Raw genomic sequence first — 17,807 nt, forward strand, 5'->3', positions numbered from 1 at the left:
AAAATGTTAATTTCACCTGAGTGCCCTAATAAAAATATTGCCTTTTAATCGACATTTTATGTTGTCATAAATATGGAATCTTACTTCCCTTACCATTTAACAGAGGCAGCCGTTAACCGCTTGACTCCTCTCATAGCAGCAATTTCCTCTACTAATTGGAGCATCGCAAGATTCTTAGCCTTGGCCTCAATCATTATGTCAAAATCTTGATTTAGCTTCTTTGCTTCTTCTAAAAATGGGCGGATAAACTCTAAGGAAACATAATCTGCGTGTGAACGGTATTCTTTTTCAGACTTTGGCGAAGATAGATGTACCTTTGGCAGCAGACTGGAAAATTTCCATGTATTAAAAATGCGCTCCAGATAGTTAGAAAAATCATGTTCTCCTTTATTCGCCATATAGTGATGATAATCAAAAATCATCGGAACATGTTCTTTTTCACAAGCAAGCAGCGTTTCCTCGATATTATAGGTTTTATCATCGTTTTCCAGCGTGGTTATCCTTTTAATATTATCTGGTAACTTTTTGAAATTTTGATGAAACCTTGTTAAAGTTTCTTTTTTATTTCCATAGGCCCCGCCAATATGAATATTTACAATAGACTGCTCGGCAATGCCCATAGCATGAAGCATCGTATAATGAAATTCCATATCCTTAATCGAGCTAAACGTTACATCGTCCCGGGGGCTTGAAAACAGAGTAAATTGGTTTGGATGAAAACTTGTCCGTATATTTCCACCTAATACCAGCTGGCCCAGTTCTCCCCATTCATGTTTAAATGGGGTAACGAAATCCCACATCACTTCGGGATGGGTAGCGAGTGGAACAAGTGAGCTTGAAAAACGATATAATTCTATACCATGGGCCAAATTATAATATAGAATTCTTTTTGTATGCTGTATATTTTGCGCCGTTACTTCTTTTAATTTTTCCATTCTCTCCTGTTTTGGCAAGGAAGAATAACGCGCAAATGTCACTGTCTTCGATGGACTTGCATCCCACAATCCTAAAGCAGTTGCTACATAGCCAAACCGGATCTTCATTTTATGCCCTCTCTCAATTTTTCTATATCAATCACCCTTCTTTTCAAGATTCATTTATCATTATGTTCCCATAATAAATGTTTTACATGCTCTCCTTTCCTCCTGCTTTTTAAAGATAGAAACAGAGCTGATACTTTTCGTATCAGCTCTTCATTTACATATTTTCAATTCGTTCGTAAAATTCATTTAGTGCCGTATATCCTTGCTGCTCAAGGCGCCAATTTTTTGCCGCTACCTCGATTAAGCTTGCTATATCCCGTCCTGGCCTGATTGGGATTTCAATATGCGGAACGGGGACATCTAAATACTCAATCATTTCTTTTGTGGTTTCAATCCCATCATAGTATTTTTTCACATCCCATGCCGAAAGAATAATATCTAAATTAATCGACGTTTCATCTTGAAAAGCGCCTGAACCATAAAGACGCGGCACATTGATCATCCCGATTCCTCTTAGGGATAAAAAGTCGCGGTTCGTCTGATTGTGTGTGCCGATCAACGTTTCTAGATCGATTCTTTTTAAAATAACTAAATCATCGGCAATAAGACGGTGCCCTTTTTCAATTAAAGAAAGGGCTGCTTCGCTTTTCCCAATACCGCTCTCACCTCTGATTAACAGTCCAACACCGAAAACATTCATACAAACAGCATGAATCCCAATACTTTTTGCTAATTCCTTTTCCAAATAACTATTTAATTTGCCTATAACCCTTGTTGTTTTTTCTTTCGCACGAAGAAGCGCCACTCCTTCTTCATTACAGTGCTTGATTAAATATGAAAGCCCTTCTTGATTTCGTGTAATAATAATACATGGCGGGTGCTCTTTAATAATATTTCCAATTCTCTCATCCCGCTGAGCCTTTGTTAAGGAATGAAGATAGGTAATTTCTTGTCTTCCTAGCAACTGAATTCTTTCGCTTGGAAAATACTTAAAATATCCTGTCAATTCAAGCCCTGGACGATGGATATCATCGTTATCAATAAGCTGATCGAGTCCTTCTTCGCCAGCGACAATTTCTAATTTTAGTTTATCAACTAATTGCCGTACAGTGATTGTATTCATATTAGCTCCCTATCTTTAATTAAGTCTATATTATTATTTTTAAGTTTATAATTAGATATTATCATTATTCTTGTATTATTTTGTACAAAAAAAGACCAAAAGTGAACAACTTTGGCCTTTTTTTATCCTATCTGTTTTATTAAGAATATTTTCTGCCTTTAAGAGCGTATCATGTTTTGTCACCTGAGCATGAAAACAACTCTCCCATTACCTGCTGTTCTTATTATATCCATCTCGCGCACGATATTGCTGTGGGGCCCGTGCCGGGTAACGCAGCGGGAAACTGAACATATGTACTAACTTCGTAAATGGGATGGCAGCAAATAATATAAATGACAAAATGATATGCAGCTTAAACAGAGCCGGGACTCCTGACATTAATTCTGCACGGGGATGAAAAGTGAATAAACTTCTAAACCAGGGACCGATAGATAAGCGGTATTCATATCCGCCCACAGTGGTGTTATAAATGATGGTCATATACGTTCCCAGTCCGGCGACCAAAATCAGCCAGATCAAAGTCAAATATCCACCAAGCGTTGTATGTGTACGTACCTTGGGAAAAGTAAGTTTTCTATACAACATGACAATTAATCCAAAGACAACCATTACACCCGCAACTCCACCGCCTGAAACTGCAAAAATATGATACATGTGTTCATTAACTCCCATTGCCTCATATATTTCAAGCGGAACCAGCATTCCCATCACATGTCCGATAAACGCAAAAATGATCCCGTAATGAAAAACAACCGATCCCAATTTGAGCCATTTTTTCTCAAAGATTTCCGTAGAGGGCGCCGTCCAGCTTTTCCCCCGGAAAACAAAGCGATAAAATGTCGCAACAATCAGGATTGTTCCGCAAATATAGGGATAAATGGTCCACCAAAAATTACTCTCCATGTCTGCCATCCTCCTTTAGCGATACAGCAATGGATAAGGAAGTTCTTCCAGATCTGCTTCTTCCCGTTCCTTTTCCAGCTGGGCAATTTCTTCCGAACGCGGGATCTCAAAGACATTTTTCATTAACAGTTCAACTGCATTGTAGTATGGGTTGGAACAAGGAATATGGCTCCATATTCTGTATATTGCATAAGCCAATCTCTTTGTTAAGAGAACAGCAGTCTTCTCTCCCGCAGCGGCCAAAAATTCCAGCAGCATGGGGATATAATCAGCTAACTGCTTAGAGTTATAAACAAGGCCGTTTTCATAAATCAGGTTTTGAATTTTTATCAGTGCAGCCCCCCGCTTCTTGCTGTCACCTAACTCATGTGCTGTTAAATATAGGTTTGTTTGTTCTTGGTAATCAAAGGTATCCACATACAGTTCCTGCAGTTCCTGCTCCTTCAGATTAAAAAGCGGGTTGATTCCCTTTTGTACTTCCTGCTGAAGATCTGATGAGAGACATTCATGAATACACTCATCAATAGCAGACCGTTCCTGGAAAAATAACTTATCCGGGTAATCTAATATTCTGGACATAATCACCAGCAATGCTTTATTTTCATCTGTCATCCATTTTCACTTCCTTCAAAGGGGTATTGGACCAGCCCTTCAGGCGGTGCTAACTCTTCAATACTGCATGCTCCCCTTTTATAATCCAAATCATCATTCATTTCACGCCGGCCGGTTGGAATGACAAATCGTTCATTATATTTGGCGACCGCTAGCAAACGGGCCATCTCTTCCAATTCCTCCGCACTCGTATTCGCTTCAGAAAGCAGTGTGTTCATTTTCTCCAAATCCGCTCCGCCTACTGTTTTGGCACGCATGTGAACCCGCATTGCTGCCATTTTTAATAAAACACGGCGAATAACATCCGTATCATCCGCGGACAGCAAGGAAGCCAAATATTCAAGTGGAATTCTCATCTGGTCCACTGCCGGTATATAGCCTTCAGCACTCAATTGCTGTTCATTTGTGATATGATTCATAATCGGGCTGAGCGGCGGTACATACCAAACCATTGGCAATGTCCGGTATTCCGGATGGAGCGGTAATGCAATTTTCCACTTTATAGCCATTTTATAGACCGGTGATTCCTGTGCACTCTGAATCCAGCTATTATTAATCCCTTGTTCCTGTGCTTTCTCAATCACTTCAGGATCAAACGGGTCGAGAAAAACGGAAAGCTGTGCTTCATACAACTCTTTTGGGTCGTTAACAGAAGCTGCTTCCTTTACCCCGTCAGCATCATATAATACAACCCCAATATAACGGATACGCCCGACACATGTTTCTGAACATATGGTCGGCAGTCCAGCCTCTGTGCGTGGATAACAAAAATTACACTTCTCTGCTTTATGTGTATTCCAGTTATAGTACACCTTATGGTAAGGACAGCCGTTCATGCAAAAACGCCAGCCTCTGCAAGCATCTTGATCCACTAAAACGATGCCGTCCTCATCACGTTTATATAAAGCACCTGAAGGACAGGAAGCTACACATGATGGATTTAAACAATGCTCACATATCCGCGGCAGATACATCATGAACGTTTTCTCGTATTCTAATGCGATATGTTCCTGCAGTTTTTGATAATTCGGATCCATCGGAACGACTTCCTTGCCTCCGGCAAGATCATCATCCCAGTTCGGTCCCCATTCCGGTTTATCCATGAATTTGCCGGTAATCACTGATTTAGGGCGGGCTACCGGTAAACTTTCACCCGTTTTCCGATGATGAAGATTCTGAAAATCATAGGTCCACGGCTCATAGAAATCATCCATTTCCGCCATATTTGGATTGTAAAAAATATTAGCTAGTTTTGAAATGGGACCGCCAGCCCGCAAATGAAGTTTTCCATTTCGCAAAACCCAGCCGCCTTTATAGCGATTCGTGTTTTCCCATTCTTTCGGGTAACCCGGTCCAGGGCGGGTTTCAACATTATTGAACCATACATATTCTGTACCCGGCCGATTTGTCCAAACATTTTTACAGGTTACAGAACAGGTATGGCAGCCGATACATTTATCAAGATGCATCACCATGGCCACCTGCGCTTTAATCCTCAAGCCAATCCACCTCCTTCAGCGGCCGGATGATCGCCATCGTATCCCTTTGGCTTCCTGTTGGTCCGTAGTAATTAAATCCATAGCTTAATTGTGAATATCCGCCAATCATATGAGTTGCTTTCGGATAAATTCTTGTGACACTATTATGGGTACCCCCGCGCTTCTTATTGATGCTGTTCCCCGGTACTCCCATTGTCCGGTCCTGAGCATGATACATGTAGATGGCACCGCGCGGCATTCGATAGGTAAGAACTGCTCGTGCCGTTACAACCCCGTTGCGGTTATATACCTCTATCCAGTCATTATCTTTTATCCCAATTTCTGCCGCATCCTCTTCATTCATCCAGATAACCTGCCAGCCGCGGAATAATTGCACCATATTCGTAGTATCCGTAAACATGGTATGAATGCCCCACTTCTGATGCGGAGTCATATACCTTAAAGAAATGGACTTCCCTTGATTTTCAACTTCTTTTTCACCCTTTAAAAAGGCTCCCTTGGTAATAGGAGGAATATATAAAGGCAGCGCTTCACCATAATCAAGGATCACTTCATGGTCCAGATAAAAGCTCTGCCGGCCTGTGAGTGTATGCCATGGAATATGGAATTCCTTATTCACCGTAAAAGGAGAATACCTTCTGTTGTCATTTTCCAACCCGCTCCAAACCGGAGTTGATATGGCCGGGCGCGGCTGAACCGTTAGTGCCTCTAATGTAAAATCCTCTTCTTCACGTCCCTCAGAAATATGACTTAGTTTTTTTCCCGTTTTGGTCTCCATCGATTTCCAGCCTTCAACCGCCCGTTTTCCATTTGTGGCACCGGACATGAGAAGAATGGCATTGATGGCCTTTTTATCAGAATATAAATCGGGATAACCCTTACCAATTCCCTCATGCTTGGATGGACCAAGCCGGGTTAGTAAATCCTGATAAACCTTGTCTCCCGGGATTTTCACACCTTTTGTTCCATATCCCTTTTGGATATTAGGTCCTATTGTAGTCCACATATCATAGACATGCGGGTAATCCCTCATAACAAAATTCAGATTCGGCATGGTTTTCCCAGGAATACCTTCAATTTCTCCTTTGCGCCAATCTTTCACTTTGCCAAACGGCTGGGCAATTTCATTGATTGTATCGTGGGCGAGCGGCGACATTACCAGATCTTCTTGTTCCGGAAGATGTACACTTGCAAGTTCAGAAAAACTTTTCGCAATTTCCCTAAAGGCCTCCCAGTCGCTCCTTGTATCCCAGGGAGGATTGATCGCCGCATTAAATGGGTGAACAAACGGATGAAGATCCGTACTGCTCAAGTCAAATTTTTCATACCATGTAGCCGCAGGCAAAATAATATCAGAGAAAAGACCGGAGCTTGTCATCCGGAAATCCATACTGACAAAAAGATCGGTTTTTCCTTCCGGGGGATTCTCTGAAATATTTATTTCTTCGGGCTGCCATGAATTTTCAACATCTGTCAGCAAAGAATCATCGGCACCAATGAGATGCTTGACAAAATACTCATGCCCTTTCCCGCTGTCTCCTAAAAGATTGGAGCGCCAATTAAAAAAGACACGCGGAAAATTCCGGGGATCATTTGGATTTTCAATAGCAAAATCAAGCTTTCCACTCGTCAGCTGCCTGGCAATATCCGCGGCAGCATCTGCGTCATCTTGGTGCCGGCTGCGCACATCCTTCATCACTTCCAGCGAATTTTGTGAAAGCTGCGGAAAACTTGGCAGCCATCCTAGACGTGCTGCAAGTGCATTAAAATCCGCCGGGTGTACAGAAGAATATTTACTGCCCCATTCGGTTTGCTCTTCATTCTTTTCATATTCATAACGGAATTGTTCGGTGGCAAAATAAAAGAAGGACGTACCATTCATAAATCTGGGCGATTTTACCCAGTCATTAGCAAAAGCAATCTGGGAAAACCCTTCAAGCGGACGAACTTTTTCTTGACCTACGTAGTGCGCCCAGCCACCGCCATTTACCCCTTGAGAGCCTGTAAGCAGGACCAGATTTAAAATAGAACGGTATATTAGATCACTATGAAACCAGTGATTGGTCCCGCCGCCCATCGCTATCATTGATTTTCCTTCCGTCAGGGCTGCATTTTCGGCAAATTCCCGGGCCACTTGAATACAATGGAATCGATTTACCCCCGTAATGCCTTCCTGCCAAGCAGGGGTGTAGGGACTGTCAGCATCATAATCTGCAGGAAAATCCCCCTTAAGACCTCTGCCAATCCCGGTATGTGCCAAGAGCAGGTCATAAACAGTTGTAATTAACATTTCTTGTCCAGTAACATCCGTTATCCTTTTAACAGGAACCCCGCGCTTAATGGAACCTCCATCCTTTTCACCAAAATAAGGGAATTCAATTAAAGCAACTTCATCCGGTTCATCAATAAAGCTCATCTTTGGATTAATCTCTTTTAAATCGAGATTCCATTGATTATCGTTGTCCCATCTAAACCCTTCGCTGCCATTTGGAACAGCAAAATTCTTCGTATTTTCGTCCCATACGACAGTTTTCCATTCACCGAGTTCATATTCCGCAGAAATATCTGATGCCCTTACAAAACGATCGGTACGATATGTATCACTCTTTTTATGCAAAATGACGAGGAAGGGCAAATCGGTATATTGTTTCGCGTATTTCATAAAATAAGGTGTTTCTTTATCAACATAGAATTCTTTTAAAATGACGTGTGTCATCGCCATGGCTAGTGCCCCATCTGTTCCCGCCTTTGCTGGCAGCCACAGATCGGCAAACTTTTCGTATTCCGCATAATCCGGACTTACTCCCACTACTTTTGTCCCGTTATACCTTGATTCCACCATAAAATGGGCATCCGGTGTTCTTGTTTGCGGGATATTCGTTCCCCAAATAATAAAATACTTCGAATTATACCAATCTCCGCTTTCTGGAACGTCCGTCTGATCGCCCCAAACTTGAGGTGAAGCAGGAGGAAGATCGGCATACCAATCATAAAAACTTAAAATCGTACCACCTATCAGGGATAGGAATCTCGCTCCACCGGCATAGCTCACCATTGACATGGCCGGAATAGGGCTAAAGCCGACAACCCGATCCGGACCGTATTTTTTGATCGTATAAATAGAGGCGGCTGCAATCATTTGACAGACATCTTTCCACGTCCCCCGCACAAACCCCCCTTTCCCGCGTGCCTTTACATATCGCTCCCTCTTTTCTGGGTCGGATACAATTTTCTCCCACGCCTGAACTGGATTATCTGAGCTGGAAAGCTCTTCTTTCCAAAGAGCATAAAGATCACCGCGAACATAGGGATACTTCACACGAGTGGGACTGTAGGTATACCAGGAAAAGCTCGCACCCCTTGGGCAGCCGCGCGGTTCATACTCCGGAAAATCATCACCTGTTGACGGGTAATCTGTTTGCTGTGTTTCCCATGTGATAATTCCGTCCTTTACATGAATTTTCCAGCTGCAGGAACCAGTGCAATTGACTCCATGTGTAGAGCGAACAATTTTGTCATGCCCCCAGCGATTTCGATAAACGGATTCCCAATCACGAGGACGAGGGCTTTCTTCTGTCCACCCCTCATTAATCCGCTCACCACGAACAAGATGTTTTAATGAATGAAGTAATTTATTTTTCTTTTGTTCCATTTATATCACCCCTTCCCTTTAATAAATCTCGTAACGGATTAAAATTTTCTCCCACTATCCTAATAGAGTTGTTTCCTGCATAAAATTCTTCCAGAAACACATGCCAATCTGCTGAATTGGCTGCAGCTAAGATCAGCCGCTGTAAAGTATGCAGATCATCAATAGCATAAACTTCTTCTATCATTGCACCCGTGATATTTCCAAACCTCATTTGGAGCACTGCTATTAAATCTTCTCTATCTTGTACGAGCATGACTTCGGATTCAAATGCAAACAAACCTGTTCAACTCCCATCTTAAGGCATACTCATCTGCCATGATCATCAACATTTTCTAAAACTTTCCAAACATTATTGTTTGATTCTAATCAGAAGTTTATTCATTTCATCTTCATTATGAATGGAATCTATAACAATCAGCGCATCTAATAAAGAAAGCATTCTCTCATTCATTTCATTCTTTATTAATAGCTCATTCATTTCTCCGACAATCCTGCGCATTAAATCGTGATCCCGTGTCAGTTGATTGACAAGTTTAGTTACATTGGGATCTTCTTGAACAAGCTCCTTATATAAACCGTCTTCTTCGGACTCCGCATGCTTCAATGTCCGTGATTCCCAATGTTCAATGATGATTTGTGCAACCTGCGTCGCCTTCTCCGATTCTTTGTTCTCGAGGCATTTTTTTAAGATTTCTCTTAATTCAATGGCTTCATTTAATGCCGCTTCATGGATGGATGAATGCGCATCCTGTTTTTTTAAACTCGGTCCCGACATTCTTGTTTCATCTCCTTTTCTTGTATATGCTCTACTTACTTCCTTTATTCAACAGCCTAACCATATTCGGATTCAATAAACTTACTTCATGACAGAAAAAAAGCTGATGCAGGGCAGTCAGCTCTTTTTCCCGGATATATCGCTAAATAACGCGAGATAGTTTTTTATTTCACCGGCATCATTTTTTACGGCACTAATCGTAAGCCATTCTAAATATATTTCGCCGTTTTTCCGTTTATTCCAAATCTCCCCCTGCCAATAGCCGTGTTCCTGGAGAGACTCCCACATCCTTTTATAGAAATTTTGATCGTGTCTTCCGGACTGCAATACCTTTGGGTTTCTTCCGATTACTTCATTAGAAGGATAGCCGGTAACGGCAGTAAACGCATGATTAACTTTTTCGATTGTTCCTTTTACATCTGTCACGATCATGCTCTGACCGATATGATCGAGAATTTTTATGTCGAGACTCATCTTTTCTAAATAATACATCCAAACGACAATCACAAAGCTGGCCATGGCAAACATAGCAAGTGACATAAATCCTATCGCATAATGCCCAGTTATATTAAAAATAACTGTAAGGACGATTGGGGGGAAAAATCCGCCTAATCCTCCCATCGCTGAGACGATTCCGTTCACAATACCAGCCTGTTTGGTAAAATAATAGGGTGCTAGCTTAAATACTGTACCATTTCCGACTCCCGCACAAGCTGCAACCGTTAAGCATCCGATTGAATACCACGTTATATTCGGTGAGAATGACAACAGTACGCCTGAGAAAGTTAATCCCCCAAAGACAGCTAATAAAATAATGAAGGGATTAAATTTATCACTCAGCCATCCCCCAATTGGACGTAAAAACGTTGCTAAAGTAATGAATCCTGCTGTTCTAAATCCGGCATCTACCGATGTTAATTGGAAATTTTCCACTAAAAAATTAGGGAGATAGACGGTAAATGCCACAAATGAACCAAACGTGATAAAATAAAATAAACTTAAAAACCATAGCTTTTCGTCTTTGTAAACACTCCTAATTTGGGCTGACAATGGATTGTCTGCTTTCGTTTCTTTCCTGTCACCGAACAGAAAATTTAAGAGGGCAAATAAAATAACAGGGATTAAAAACAAACGAACCGTACTTTGCCAGCCAATAGCATCAGCCAGTATCGGGGTTGAAAAGGATGTGAGGGCGGTGCCGATATTTCCTGCCCCATAAATACCGTTGATAAAACCGTGCCTTTCCTTCGGGTAATATTTCGGCAGTGAAGTGACACCAATTGAAAAAACAGCCCCTCCTATCCCAAGCAATAACCCTCCGATAAGTAAATCCGCTATAGAATTAGCCGCACTAATATAGGCAACGGGGAAAATTAACAAAATAAAACTGATAAAAAACAGGATTCTGGCGCCAAATCGGTTTGTCCAATACCCTAAAAGAATTCTTAATAATGAACCTAAGATAACCGGTACTGCTGTAACAAGGGAAATCTCATTTGGTGTTAAAGGAATATCTTTTTTTATATACGGCATTAAAGATGATATAATCACCCAGACCATGAAGCCTATGACAAGACTCAAAGTTTGAAGCGGTAATTGCCATTTTTTTGTTTGCATCCGCTCATTTTCCTCCTTTCAAATTGGACTATCTGACTAAATACCATTTTATTCTATTCCGAATTTCGGATGTTTTTATTATTGGCTTATACTCTTAAGTTATCCGCAGCATATCCACCTTGCCTGCTGTGGAATGACAAAGAGAGGATGTATTCATGTTAACATCCTCTTTTCCTCTTTTGATCTGTTCCTATTGACTTTTTACTCCATAGAGGATACATGCGACTCCTCCAAATACCCAAAATAATTTCGCGAATGAAATCTTCTCGGCAATTCCAAATAAACCAATGGTCGTGGTTGTAATCAAGATGATCGGCCCCACTAATGCAAGTGAGCTATTTAACATAAGGGCCTTTTCAAGATTATTATATTTTAAGAACATAAGGGCTACTATGATTTCTAAACTGCCTGATAAAATCCGCAATAGCGCCATTCCCAGGATTGCTTTTTCATATAAATGAAACAACCTGCCACCCCCATACATTATGCTTACTTCAATATATGCACAATTTGTTAAAAGAAGGACAAGTTCTTCCATAAAGATAAAGCTAAAAAATAGGTATTATTTAGAGCTTTCCAAGCGTTTATGTACTCTTAAATCTCCATTTTTTCAATTATATTCTCATAATTCTCCTCAGATACAACGATGATGCCATTTCGTTTTAAGAGAGCTGCTGTCACGCCGTTACCAGCTGTTTTTTCGCCGTTAAAATTCCCCTTATAGATCATGCTGCTGCCACAGGAAGGACTTCTTTCTTTCAAAATGATGATTTTAGCTCCCGTCTCTTTTACAATTTTCAATGTTTCTTCCGCACCAGCAATAAACTGCTCTGTCACATCTTTACCACTATTTGTCATCACTTTTGCTTTACCATCGAGAACATCCTCCCCAGTGCCACCTGCTATTTCTGCAGGTTCTCTTGGAATCGATAAGCCCCCTAGTACTTCTGGACATACGGGAATAGCCTTTTTCTCTGTGAACCATTCATTTATTTTGTTATTCAGATTATGCGACCCGTTATATTTCACTTCAAGCCCAGCTAAACATGCACTCACAACGATCATGCGATGCACTCCTTCCTTAAACTATTGTATCCGATCTTTTTGGCGATAAGTCCGCGTAATAAACATCAAAAACCCTGCAATTTATTATTATCGTTTGCAGGGTTAAGATATTCGTTCTATTACATGATCTTCCATCGATTCTCCTTTATTGAGCATTTTTGCAAAATTCCATTAGCTGGGATTCCGTTACATTTTTAATAAAATGGTGGAAATTCAGTGCTTCCATCCCATAGTTTTCACATATTCTTTTGTAAAATTCATATGCCTTATATTGTAATTCCATTTTCTCCCCTCCATTGTTATATAACAGTTTATTTTTATTAAATATAATATATAACAGTTTGTTGTACTTTGTCAATAACATTTACCAAGTTATCTAATTATTTATTATTTTTCAAATCACTTACCTAATCTTCTATTCACAAAAAATCGTGCCTGCAATGCCATGTCATTTGCTGTTGTCTATTAGTTATCATGTATAAGTAAAATCAGTTTTCCAAAGGCGTTTGCAAAAGGCAATACAACAAGAGAACAGATCACATTAAATAGAAGACTGATATGGGCCAGTTGTACATCAGCCGTCTCTGCCAGCATTGCTCCCGTTTTAGATAACCACTCAATGAACGGAAAAAAGATGAGGACACCAAGGACATTTAGCCAGATATGGGCATAGGCTGTCAGCCTTGCCTCCCGACCGCTGCCAATTGCTGCAATAAAAGCATCTACGCATGTACCAATATTGGAGCCAAGCATAATAGCAACACCCGTATCGATATCCATTGACTCCGATGATAAAAACCCCATAATAATGCCAACGGTGGCAGTACTCGACTGAATGATGCCGGTAATAATGGTTCCTGTCAAAATACTCCATATGTAACTGTTATCCAAAGTCAATAGCAGCATATCAATGATACCCAGTTGTTTTAAGGGAATCGCCAGACGTCCGAAGCCGTTCATCGCCATAAAGATAAATGAAATGCCAAGCAGAATCATACCAAAACTTTGAACTTTACCTCTTGGAATAAACAGCAGAATCAAAGCTAAAATCGTTATCGGAATGATAAAGGATTCAATGTCAAAGGTAATCAGTTCAGTTGTAATAGTTGTTCCGATATTTGTACCTAAAATAATGCCAATTGACTGAGAAAAAGTCAGCATTTTAGCTGCAATGAGACCAATTGTGATGATCATAACCGCAGAACTGCTTTGTAAAATACAAGTAATCAATATACCAGCTAAAAAGCTTTTCCAAGTGGCATCTGTAAATTTAGCCAGCCATTCCTTCAGAGCGTCTCCAGATAAATGAAACAGACCGCGTCTTAAAATGGACATCCCCAAAATAAATAATCCAATTAATAAGATAAATAGAAGCAGAACCACACTCTCACCCCCTATTACTAAATGATATGGGTTTATGAATATGGACATGTCCCTATTGAAACTTTTTATTTGCAATAAAGAAAAAGATCCACTTTGAACAAGATTTTGAGGAAAATGATAGAAATTTTGGAATTCATTGGAGATTATCTGTCTTTTCTATTACAATAGAGTTAATACTTATTGTTTATTTTTCCATATTGTGGGTAGGCTAGTATGTGTTCGTATAGTTTTGTGAAATGTTTATCAAAGTGAAGAGAAAGTCAGGGGGTAATCGATTTGGAATTACAAAGAAATATGGAGTTTGAAGTAAAAGCAAGTTTTGTCCCAAATATCAGCAATGCGGATAGTTTGAAGATCCTTGAGGTTTCAAATGATAGTGTGATTGTACAAATGAATAACTCTGGATGCAGAGGGGTTTTTCCAATGGATCACTTTCAATACTGGATCAGAAGAAGTTCATTAATTTATATTCATGACAGTCAGGAGAAAACTTCATAAGTAGCTTAAAAAATAAGGGTAGAACTAAAAATAGCACCGTTTTTGCAAACAGTGCTATTTTTAGTTCTTATCGGTTCAGGAATTGAATAACTTGGTCAGCAAACTCATGGGTTTTTTCAATTTGCACCCAGTGTCCGCAATGCGGGAATACATGTAATTCAGCTTGCGGCATATGCAATGCCAGTTTCATACTTGTTTCTTCTAAAGGTATGACACGATCCTCTCTGCCGTGAATTAATAGCGCAGGGAAATCAATCGCGTTCAGTTCATCAATAGTTAATGCCATAGCACCAACATGTCTTTGTCTTGGAGCTGGGAACATAGAAGAAAATGATTCATGGAATCCTGGTTGAATACTGGATTTATAGCGCATTTCCACCAAGTCGCCATTTTCAGCCATACTTTGATCGTATGCGAATATTTTGATTAGATTTTTCATATTTTCATGACTTGGTTCATAGCCCCAAACCGCATCTAATTCAGTCATTTTATGATCAATTCCCATACTGCCCATCATGATTAACTTATTAATTAATTCCGGACGTTTTTTCGCGATATGCAGTGCGATAGCACCACCGAAAGAATTCCCAATAATCGATACTTTCTTTTCACCGACTGCATCAAGAAAATCGATCATATGATCAGCCCATACATGGATATTGTACTCTTGTCCTTCAGGTCTATCTGTATATCCGAAACCGACTACATCTGGTGCATAAAGGTGAAAATGTTTTGAAAGAATTGGGAAAACAAGGCGCCAGTTCGCCCATGCAGATACTCCCGGACCTGAACCATGAATTAATAGTACTGCTTCCCCTTGTCCATCTTCATGATAATGTGTGTTAAGCCCTTTAACATCAATAAATTTTCCTTCTTCTACTGTTGCCATAATTAAATTTCCTCCATTCCAATATTTATTCTTTGTTTAAGCAAAATTACTTTTTCACAATAATAGTCATAAGGCACAATATAAAGGTTTCCCACTACCAATATTGCGTATTCTTTTTTTGCCAAAACAAATCATTGAAAAGTTCCCCATGTTTGTAAAACAGTTCACTTAATAAGATTCGACATTTTTCTTCTAAAACCTTCTAATTTCGATTATTTTTTTCAAATATTATCGTTTGTATATCAATTCACAAAATATAATAAATAAAATCTTGAATAAAGATTAAAAAGGCAAAAAATATTTTTATTATTATGTTAATCGAATAATTCGAATAAAAAAATGAAGAAGCAATGTTTTGTATTGGGATACTCCACCACAACGGCACAATACTCGCAGTCTATTACTTCTTCATTCTCACTAATCATAATGAAATTAAGGATAAAGTTATTCAGCCAGTTTCGCATTCAGTTCAAAAACTTCTAAACCTGCTTTTGCACATATCACATCTTCTTCAGAAGTCCCGCCGGATACTCCAATTCCGCCTACAATCACTCCATTAAAGAAAAGTGGAATCCCCCCGCCAAATACGACGAGTTTATTGGTGTGCACGATCCCTGTTAAAAGAGCCGGTTCATCTTTAATCATCGAATACCATTCATCCGTAGCTTTTCCAAAAGCTGCAGCTGTGTAAGCTTTATTTTGAGCGATCTCAGAGCTTAATAGTGCTGCTTCATCCATACGCATAAATGCTTTTAAATTTGCACCCTCATCCACTATTGCCGCGTTGATTTTAATCCCCAGTTCATCCGCTTTATTACAAATCGCATTTAGCATATCGAATGACAATAAACGAGTTAAAGCATATTTTTGATATAAACTCATCTTTCCTCCACTCCCCCAATGATATTTGCTTCATTTAATTTATATAGTAATTATATTATTAAAATAGCATGTTAAAATTTCATTATTGCTTTATACGCAACAAAAACATCATTATTTCGAAACAATTTTGAATATTGCTCCTCATTATTTTACAATCATTACTGGACATTTTACCCGTTTGACTACTTTATGGCTGACACCTCCAAGAACCATCTCTTGAAGGGCATTTAATCCTCTGCTTCCCAGGACGACTAAATCAAAATCATTTTCGTTGGCATAGGTGACAATAGTTTGCCCTGGTTCCCCGTGCTTAATGATCGTTTTACTATTCACATCTGCGGCTGAAATTTTCCCTTCTGTTAACTGCAGACGGCGTTTTCGTTCCTCGTTAATACTTTCCTGATCGATACTGCGAAGAACATCGTTTTTCTCTGTTTCAAAATCAACTACATAGACAATTTCAATAATAGCATCCGGGCCTGCCAGCTTTGCGATTTCCGCAGCCTTACCTGCGGCTCTTAATGCATGTTCAGAACCATCTGCTGCTAAAAGGATTTTCTTAAACATACGATAACCTCCTCCTATTGCCAATAAAGTATGTATCCCTAACGAGCAAATGAATGGGATCTTTTAACCATATTATATAATACCTATCTTTTTTAGTATTGAAATTTTCAAATAAAAATATGTCATTTAGCAAAACAAATGAAAATATAGAAGGAGCTGTCCGAAAAGCAAGGGACAGCCCCGTTCTTAAAATACTAATATTTATTTTTTAAATTAAGCAGTTTTTGTTTTAATTCTTGTTCCATCGAGATCAATTCCTGTTCAGCCTGATGCCGTTTGGTTCGGCCTTCTGCCTGAATCCGGAGTGTTTCCTCTAATGTAGAAACAAGATTTTCCTGGGTTTTCTTTAATGTTTCAATATCCACTACACCGCGTTCATTTTCCTTTGCTGTTTCGATCGAATTCATTTTCAGCATTTCTGAATTTTTTAACAGCAGTTCATTTGTTGTCTTCGATACTTGTTTTTGCGCTTCTACCGCATGGCGTTGGCGAATCAATGTGAGGGCGATGGCAATTTGATTCTTCCACAGCGGTATCGCAGTCATAATGGAGGATTGAATTTTTTCGGCCAAAGCCTGGTTGGTGTTTTGAATCAAACGAATCTGCGGTGCACTTTGTGTGGTAATTTGCCTCGATACCTTTAAATCATAAATCCGCTTGTCCAGCCGTTCGGCAAATTGCATCATATCATTCGCTTCCTGCACCTGCATTTGGTCCTGGCTTTGTTCAGCCGCAAGTTTCAGTCCCGGAATCACGTTATCCCTCAACTGCTCCAGCTTCGCTTCACCAGCAGCAATAAATATATTTAATGTAAGAAAATATTCTTTATTCTTTTCATATAATTCTTCCAAGAGCATATTATCTGTCAATAAAGCATTTTTACAATGCTCCAGCTTAACCGTAATCCGGTCAATTTGCGCACCTGTCTTTTGATATTTCGATAAAATTTCTTGTACAGACCCGGATATTTTTCCAAACAGCCTCGAGAAAAGTCCGCGTTTCTCCGGTGATAATTCATCTGGATTCACATTGTCCAGTTTGCTCATTAATTCCCCTAGAATGACGCCAATTTCTCCTACATCCTTGTTCTGTACATGCTCCAGCATGGAATGTGAAAAATTCAAGAGCTTTGATTGCGCCTGTGTTCCGTATTGAATAATGGCCTGATGGTTGCGTGTATCGATTTGATCCGCTAACTGCAATGCTTTCTGTCTATTGTCGTCGGAGAGTGTATCAATAATTCTCATTGGTTTAGGCTCAGCTTTTTGCACAGATCTAGCGGGATTCATAATTTCTATATCACCGAATGGATTGTTTAATAAATCCTCCATTTCTTTTCCCATTTTCTGCTCAGACATC

Annotated in this window: 18 protein-coding genes; 1 reads left to right on the forward strand and 17 read right to left on the reverse strand. The window is 39.7% G+C overall.

Annotation, left to right across the window (positions count from 1 at the left end; genetic code table 11):
- Window positions 1-89: 89 nt before the first annotated feature.
- The 13 genes from uvsE to HNR53_RS14755 all read right to left on the reverse strand — a co-directional run bounded on the left by uvsE (window position 90) and on the right by HNR53_RS14755 (window position 13,612).
- Window positions 90-1,043: a UV DNA damage repair endonuclease UvsE gene (gene uvsE, locus HNR53_RS14695; protein ID WP_184527319.1), complete on the reverse strand. Its 954-nt coding sequence runs from the start codon at window positions 1,041-1,043 to the stop codon at window positions 90-92.
- Between the two features lie 154 nt (window positions 1,044-1,197).
- Entirely contained in the window at window positions 1,198-2,106 is a 909-nt protein-coding gene (gene hprK / locus HNR53_RS14700) for an HPr(Ser) kinase/phosphatase (RefSeq protein ID WP_184527321.1), read from the reverse strand.
- 207 nt (window positions 2,107-2,313) lie between these two features.
- The gene (gene narI, locus HNR53_RS14705) at window positions 2,314-3,009 is read right to left on the reverse strand and encodes a respiratory nitrate reductase subunit gamma (protein ID WP_184527323.1); all 696 of its coding nucleotides are present in this window, start codon (window positions 3,007-3,009) and stop codon (window positions 2,314-2,316) included.
- A 15-nt stretch (window positions 3,010-3,024) separates the two neighbouring features.
- Window positions 3,025-3,621, reverse strand: coding sequence for a nitrate reductase molybdenum cofactor assembly chaperone (gene narJ / locus HNR53_RS14710; RefSeq protein ID WP_184527325.1), 597 nt, complete (start codon window positions 3,619-3,621; stop codon window positions 3,025-3,027).
- Complete coding sequence (gene narH / locus HNR53_RS14715) at window positions 3,618-5,120, reverse strand: nitrate reductase subunit beta (RefSeq protein ID WP_184527327.1); 1,503 nt, start codon at window positions 5,118-5,120, stop codon at window positions 3,618-3,620. Before narH ends, narJ begins: the two co-directional genes overlap by 4 nt.
- Window positions 5,110-8,772, reverse strand: coding sequence for a nitrate reductase subunit alpha (locus tag HNR53_RS14720; RefSeq protein WP_184527329.1), 3,663 nt, complete (start codon window positions 8,770-8,772; stop codon window positions 5,110-5,112). The genes narH and HNR53_RS14720 overlap by 11 nt, the downstream gene beginning before the upstream one ends.
- Entirely contained in the window at window positions 8,753-9,049 is a 297-nt protein-coding gene (locus tag HNR53_RS14725; protein WP_184527331.1) for a hypothetical protein, read from the reverse strand. Before HNR53_RS14725 ends, HNR53_RS14720 begins: the two co-directional genes overlap by 20 nt.
- A gap of 72 nt (window positions 9,050-9,121) precedes the next feature.
- Window positions 9,122-9,547 (reverse strand): hemerythrin domain-containing protein, encoded by a 426-nt coding sequence (locus tag HNR53_RS14730; RefSeq protein ID WP_184527333.1) that lies wholly within the window; start codon window positions 9,545-9,547, stop codon window positions 9,122-9,124.
- 117 nt (window positions 9,548-9,664) lie between these two features.
- A complete protein-coding gene (locus HNR53_RS14735; protein WP_184527335.1) occupies window positions 9,665-11,164 on the reverse strand; it encodes a nitrate/nitrite transporter in 1,500 nt (499 codons plus the stop codon).
- Between the two features lie 190 nt (window positions 11,165-11,354).
- Entirely contained in the window at window positions 11,355-11,630 is a 276-nt protein-coding gene (locus HNR53_RS14740; protein WP_246439592.1) for a YqhV family protein, read from the reverse strand.
- Between the two features lie 128 nt (window positions 11,631-11,758).
- Window positions 11,759-12,229 carry a 2-thiouracil desulfurase family protein gene (locus HNR53_RS14745; protein WP_184527340.1) on the reverse strand — a complete coding sequence of 157 codons (471 nt, stop codon included), beginning with the start codon at window positions 12,227-12,229 and terminating at the stop codon, window positions 11,759-11,761.
- A 145-nt stretch (window positions 12,230-12,374) separates the two neighbouring features.
- A complete protein-coding gene (locus HNR53_RS14750) occupies window positions 12,375-12,512 on the reverse strand; it encodes a hypothetical protein (protein WP_184527342.1) in 138 nt (45 codons plus the stop codon).
- Between the two features lie 182 nt (window positions 12,513-12,694).
- Complete coding sequence (locus tag HNR53_RS14755; protein ID WP_343065338.1) at window positions 12,695-13,612, reverse strand: Na/Pi symporter; 918 nt, start codon at window positions 13,610-13,612, stop codon at window positions 12,695-12,697.
- Window positions 13,613-13,888: 276 nt separating this feature from the next.
- Here HNR53_RS14755 and HNR53_RS14760 point away from each other — a divergent pair, with 276 nt between their 5' ends.
- Window positions 13,889-14,110, forward strand: a complete 222-nt coding sequence (locus HNR53_RS14760; RefSeq protein ID WP_184527346.1) for a hypothetical protein — start codon at window positions 13,889-13,891, stop codon at window positions 14,108-14,110.
- 67 nt (window positions 14,111-14,177) lie between these two features.
- Here the strand turns inward: HNR53_RS14760 and HNR53_RS14765 are convergent, their stop codons facing one another.
- From HNR53_RS14765 to HNR53_RS14780, 4 genes are all read right to left on the reverse strand, one after another.
- On the reverse strand, window positions 14,178-14,999 hold the full coding sequence (locus HNR53_RS14765) for an alpha/beta fold hydrolase (RefSeq protein WP_184527348.1): 822 nt from the start codon (window positions 14,997-14,999) through the stop codon (window positions 14,178-14,180).
- A gap of 444 nt (window positions 15,000-15,443) precedes the next feature.
- Window positions 15,444-15,881, reverse strand: a complete 438-nt coding sequence (locus HNR53_RS14770) for a GlcG/HbpS family heme-binding protein (RefSeq protein ID WP_184527351.1) — start codon at window positions 15,879-15,881, stop codon at window positions 15,444-15,446.
- Window positions 15,882-16,025: 144 nt separating this feature from the next.
- Window positions 16,026-16,448: a universal stress protein gene (locus tag HNR53_RS14775; RefSeq protein ID WP_184527353.1), complete on the reverse strand. Its 423-nt coding sequence runs from the start codon at window positions 16,446-16,448 to the stop codon at window positions 16,026-16,028.
- A 194-nt stretch (window positions 16,449-16,642) separates the two neighbouring features.
- Complete coding sequence (locus tag HNR53_RS14780) at window positions 16,643-17,806, reverse strand: toxic anion resistance protein (RefSeq protein WP_184527355.1); 1,164 nt, start codon at window positions 17,804-17,806, stop codon at window positions 16,643-16,645.
- Window position 17,807 lies beyond the last annotated feature (1 nt).

Source organism: Bacillus benzoevorans (assembly GCF_014207535.1).
Classification (GTDB): Bacteria; Bacillota; Bacilli; order Bacillales; family Cytobacillaceae; genus Bacillus_BD; species Bacillus_BD benzoevorans.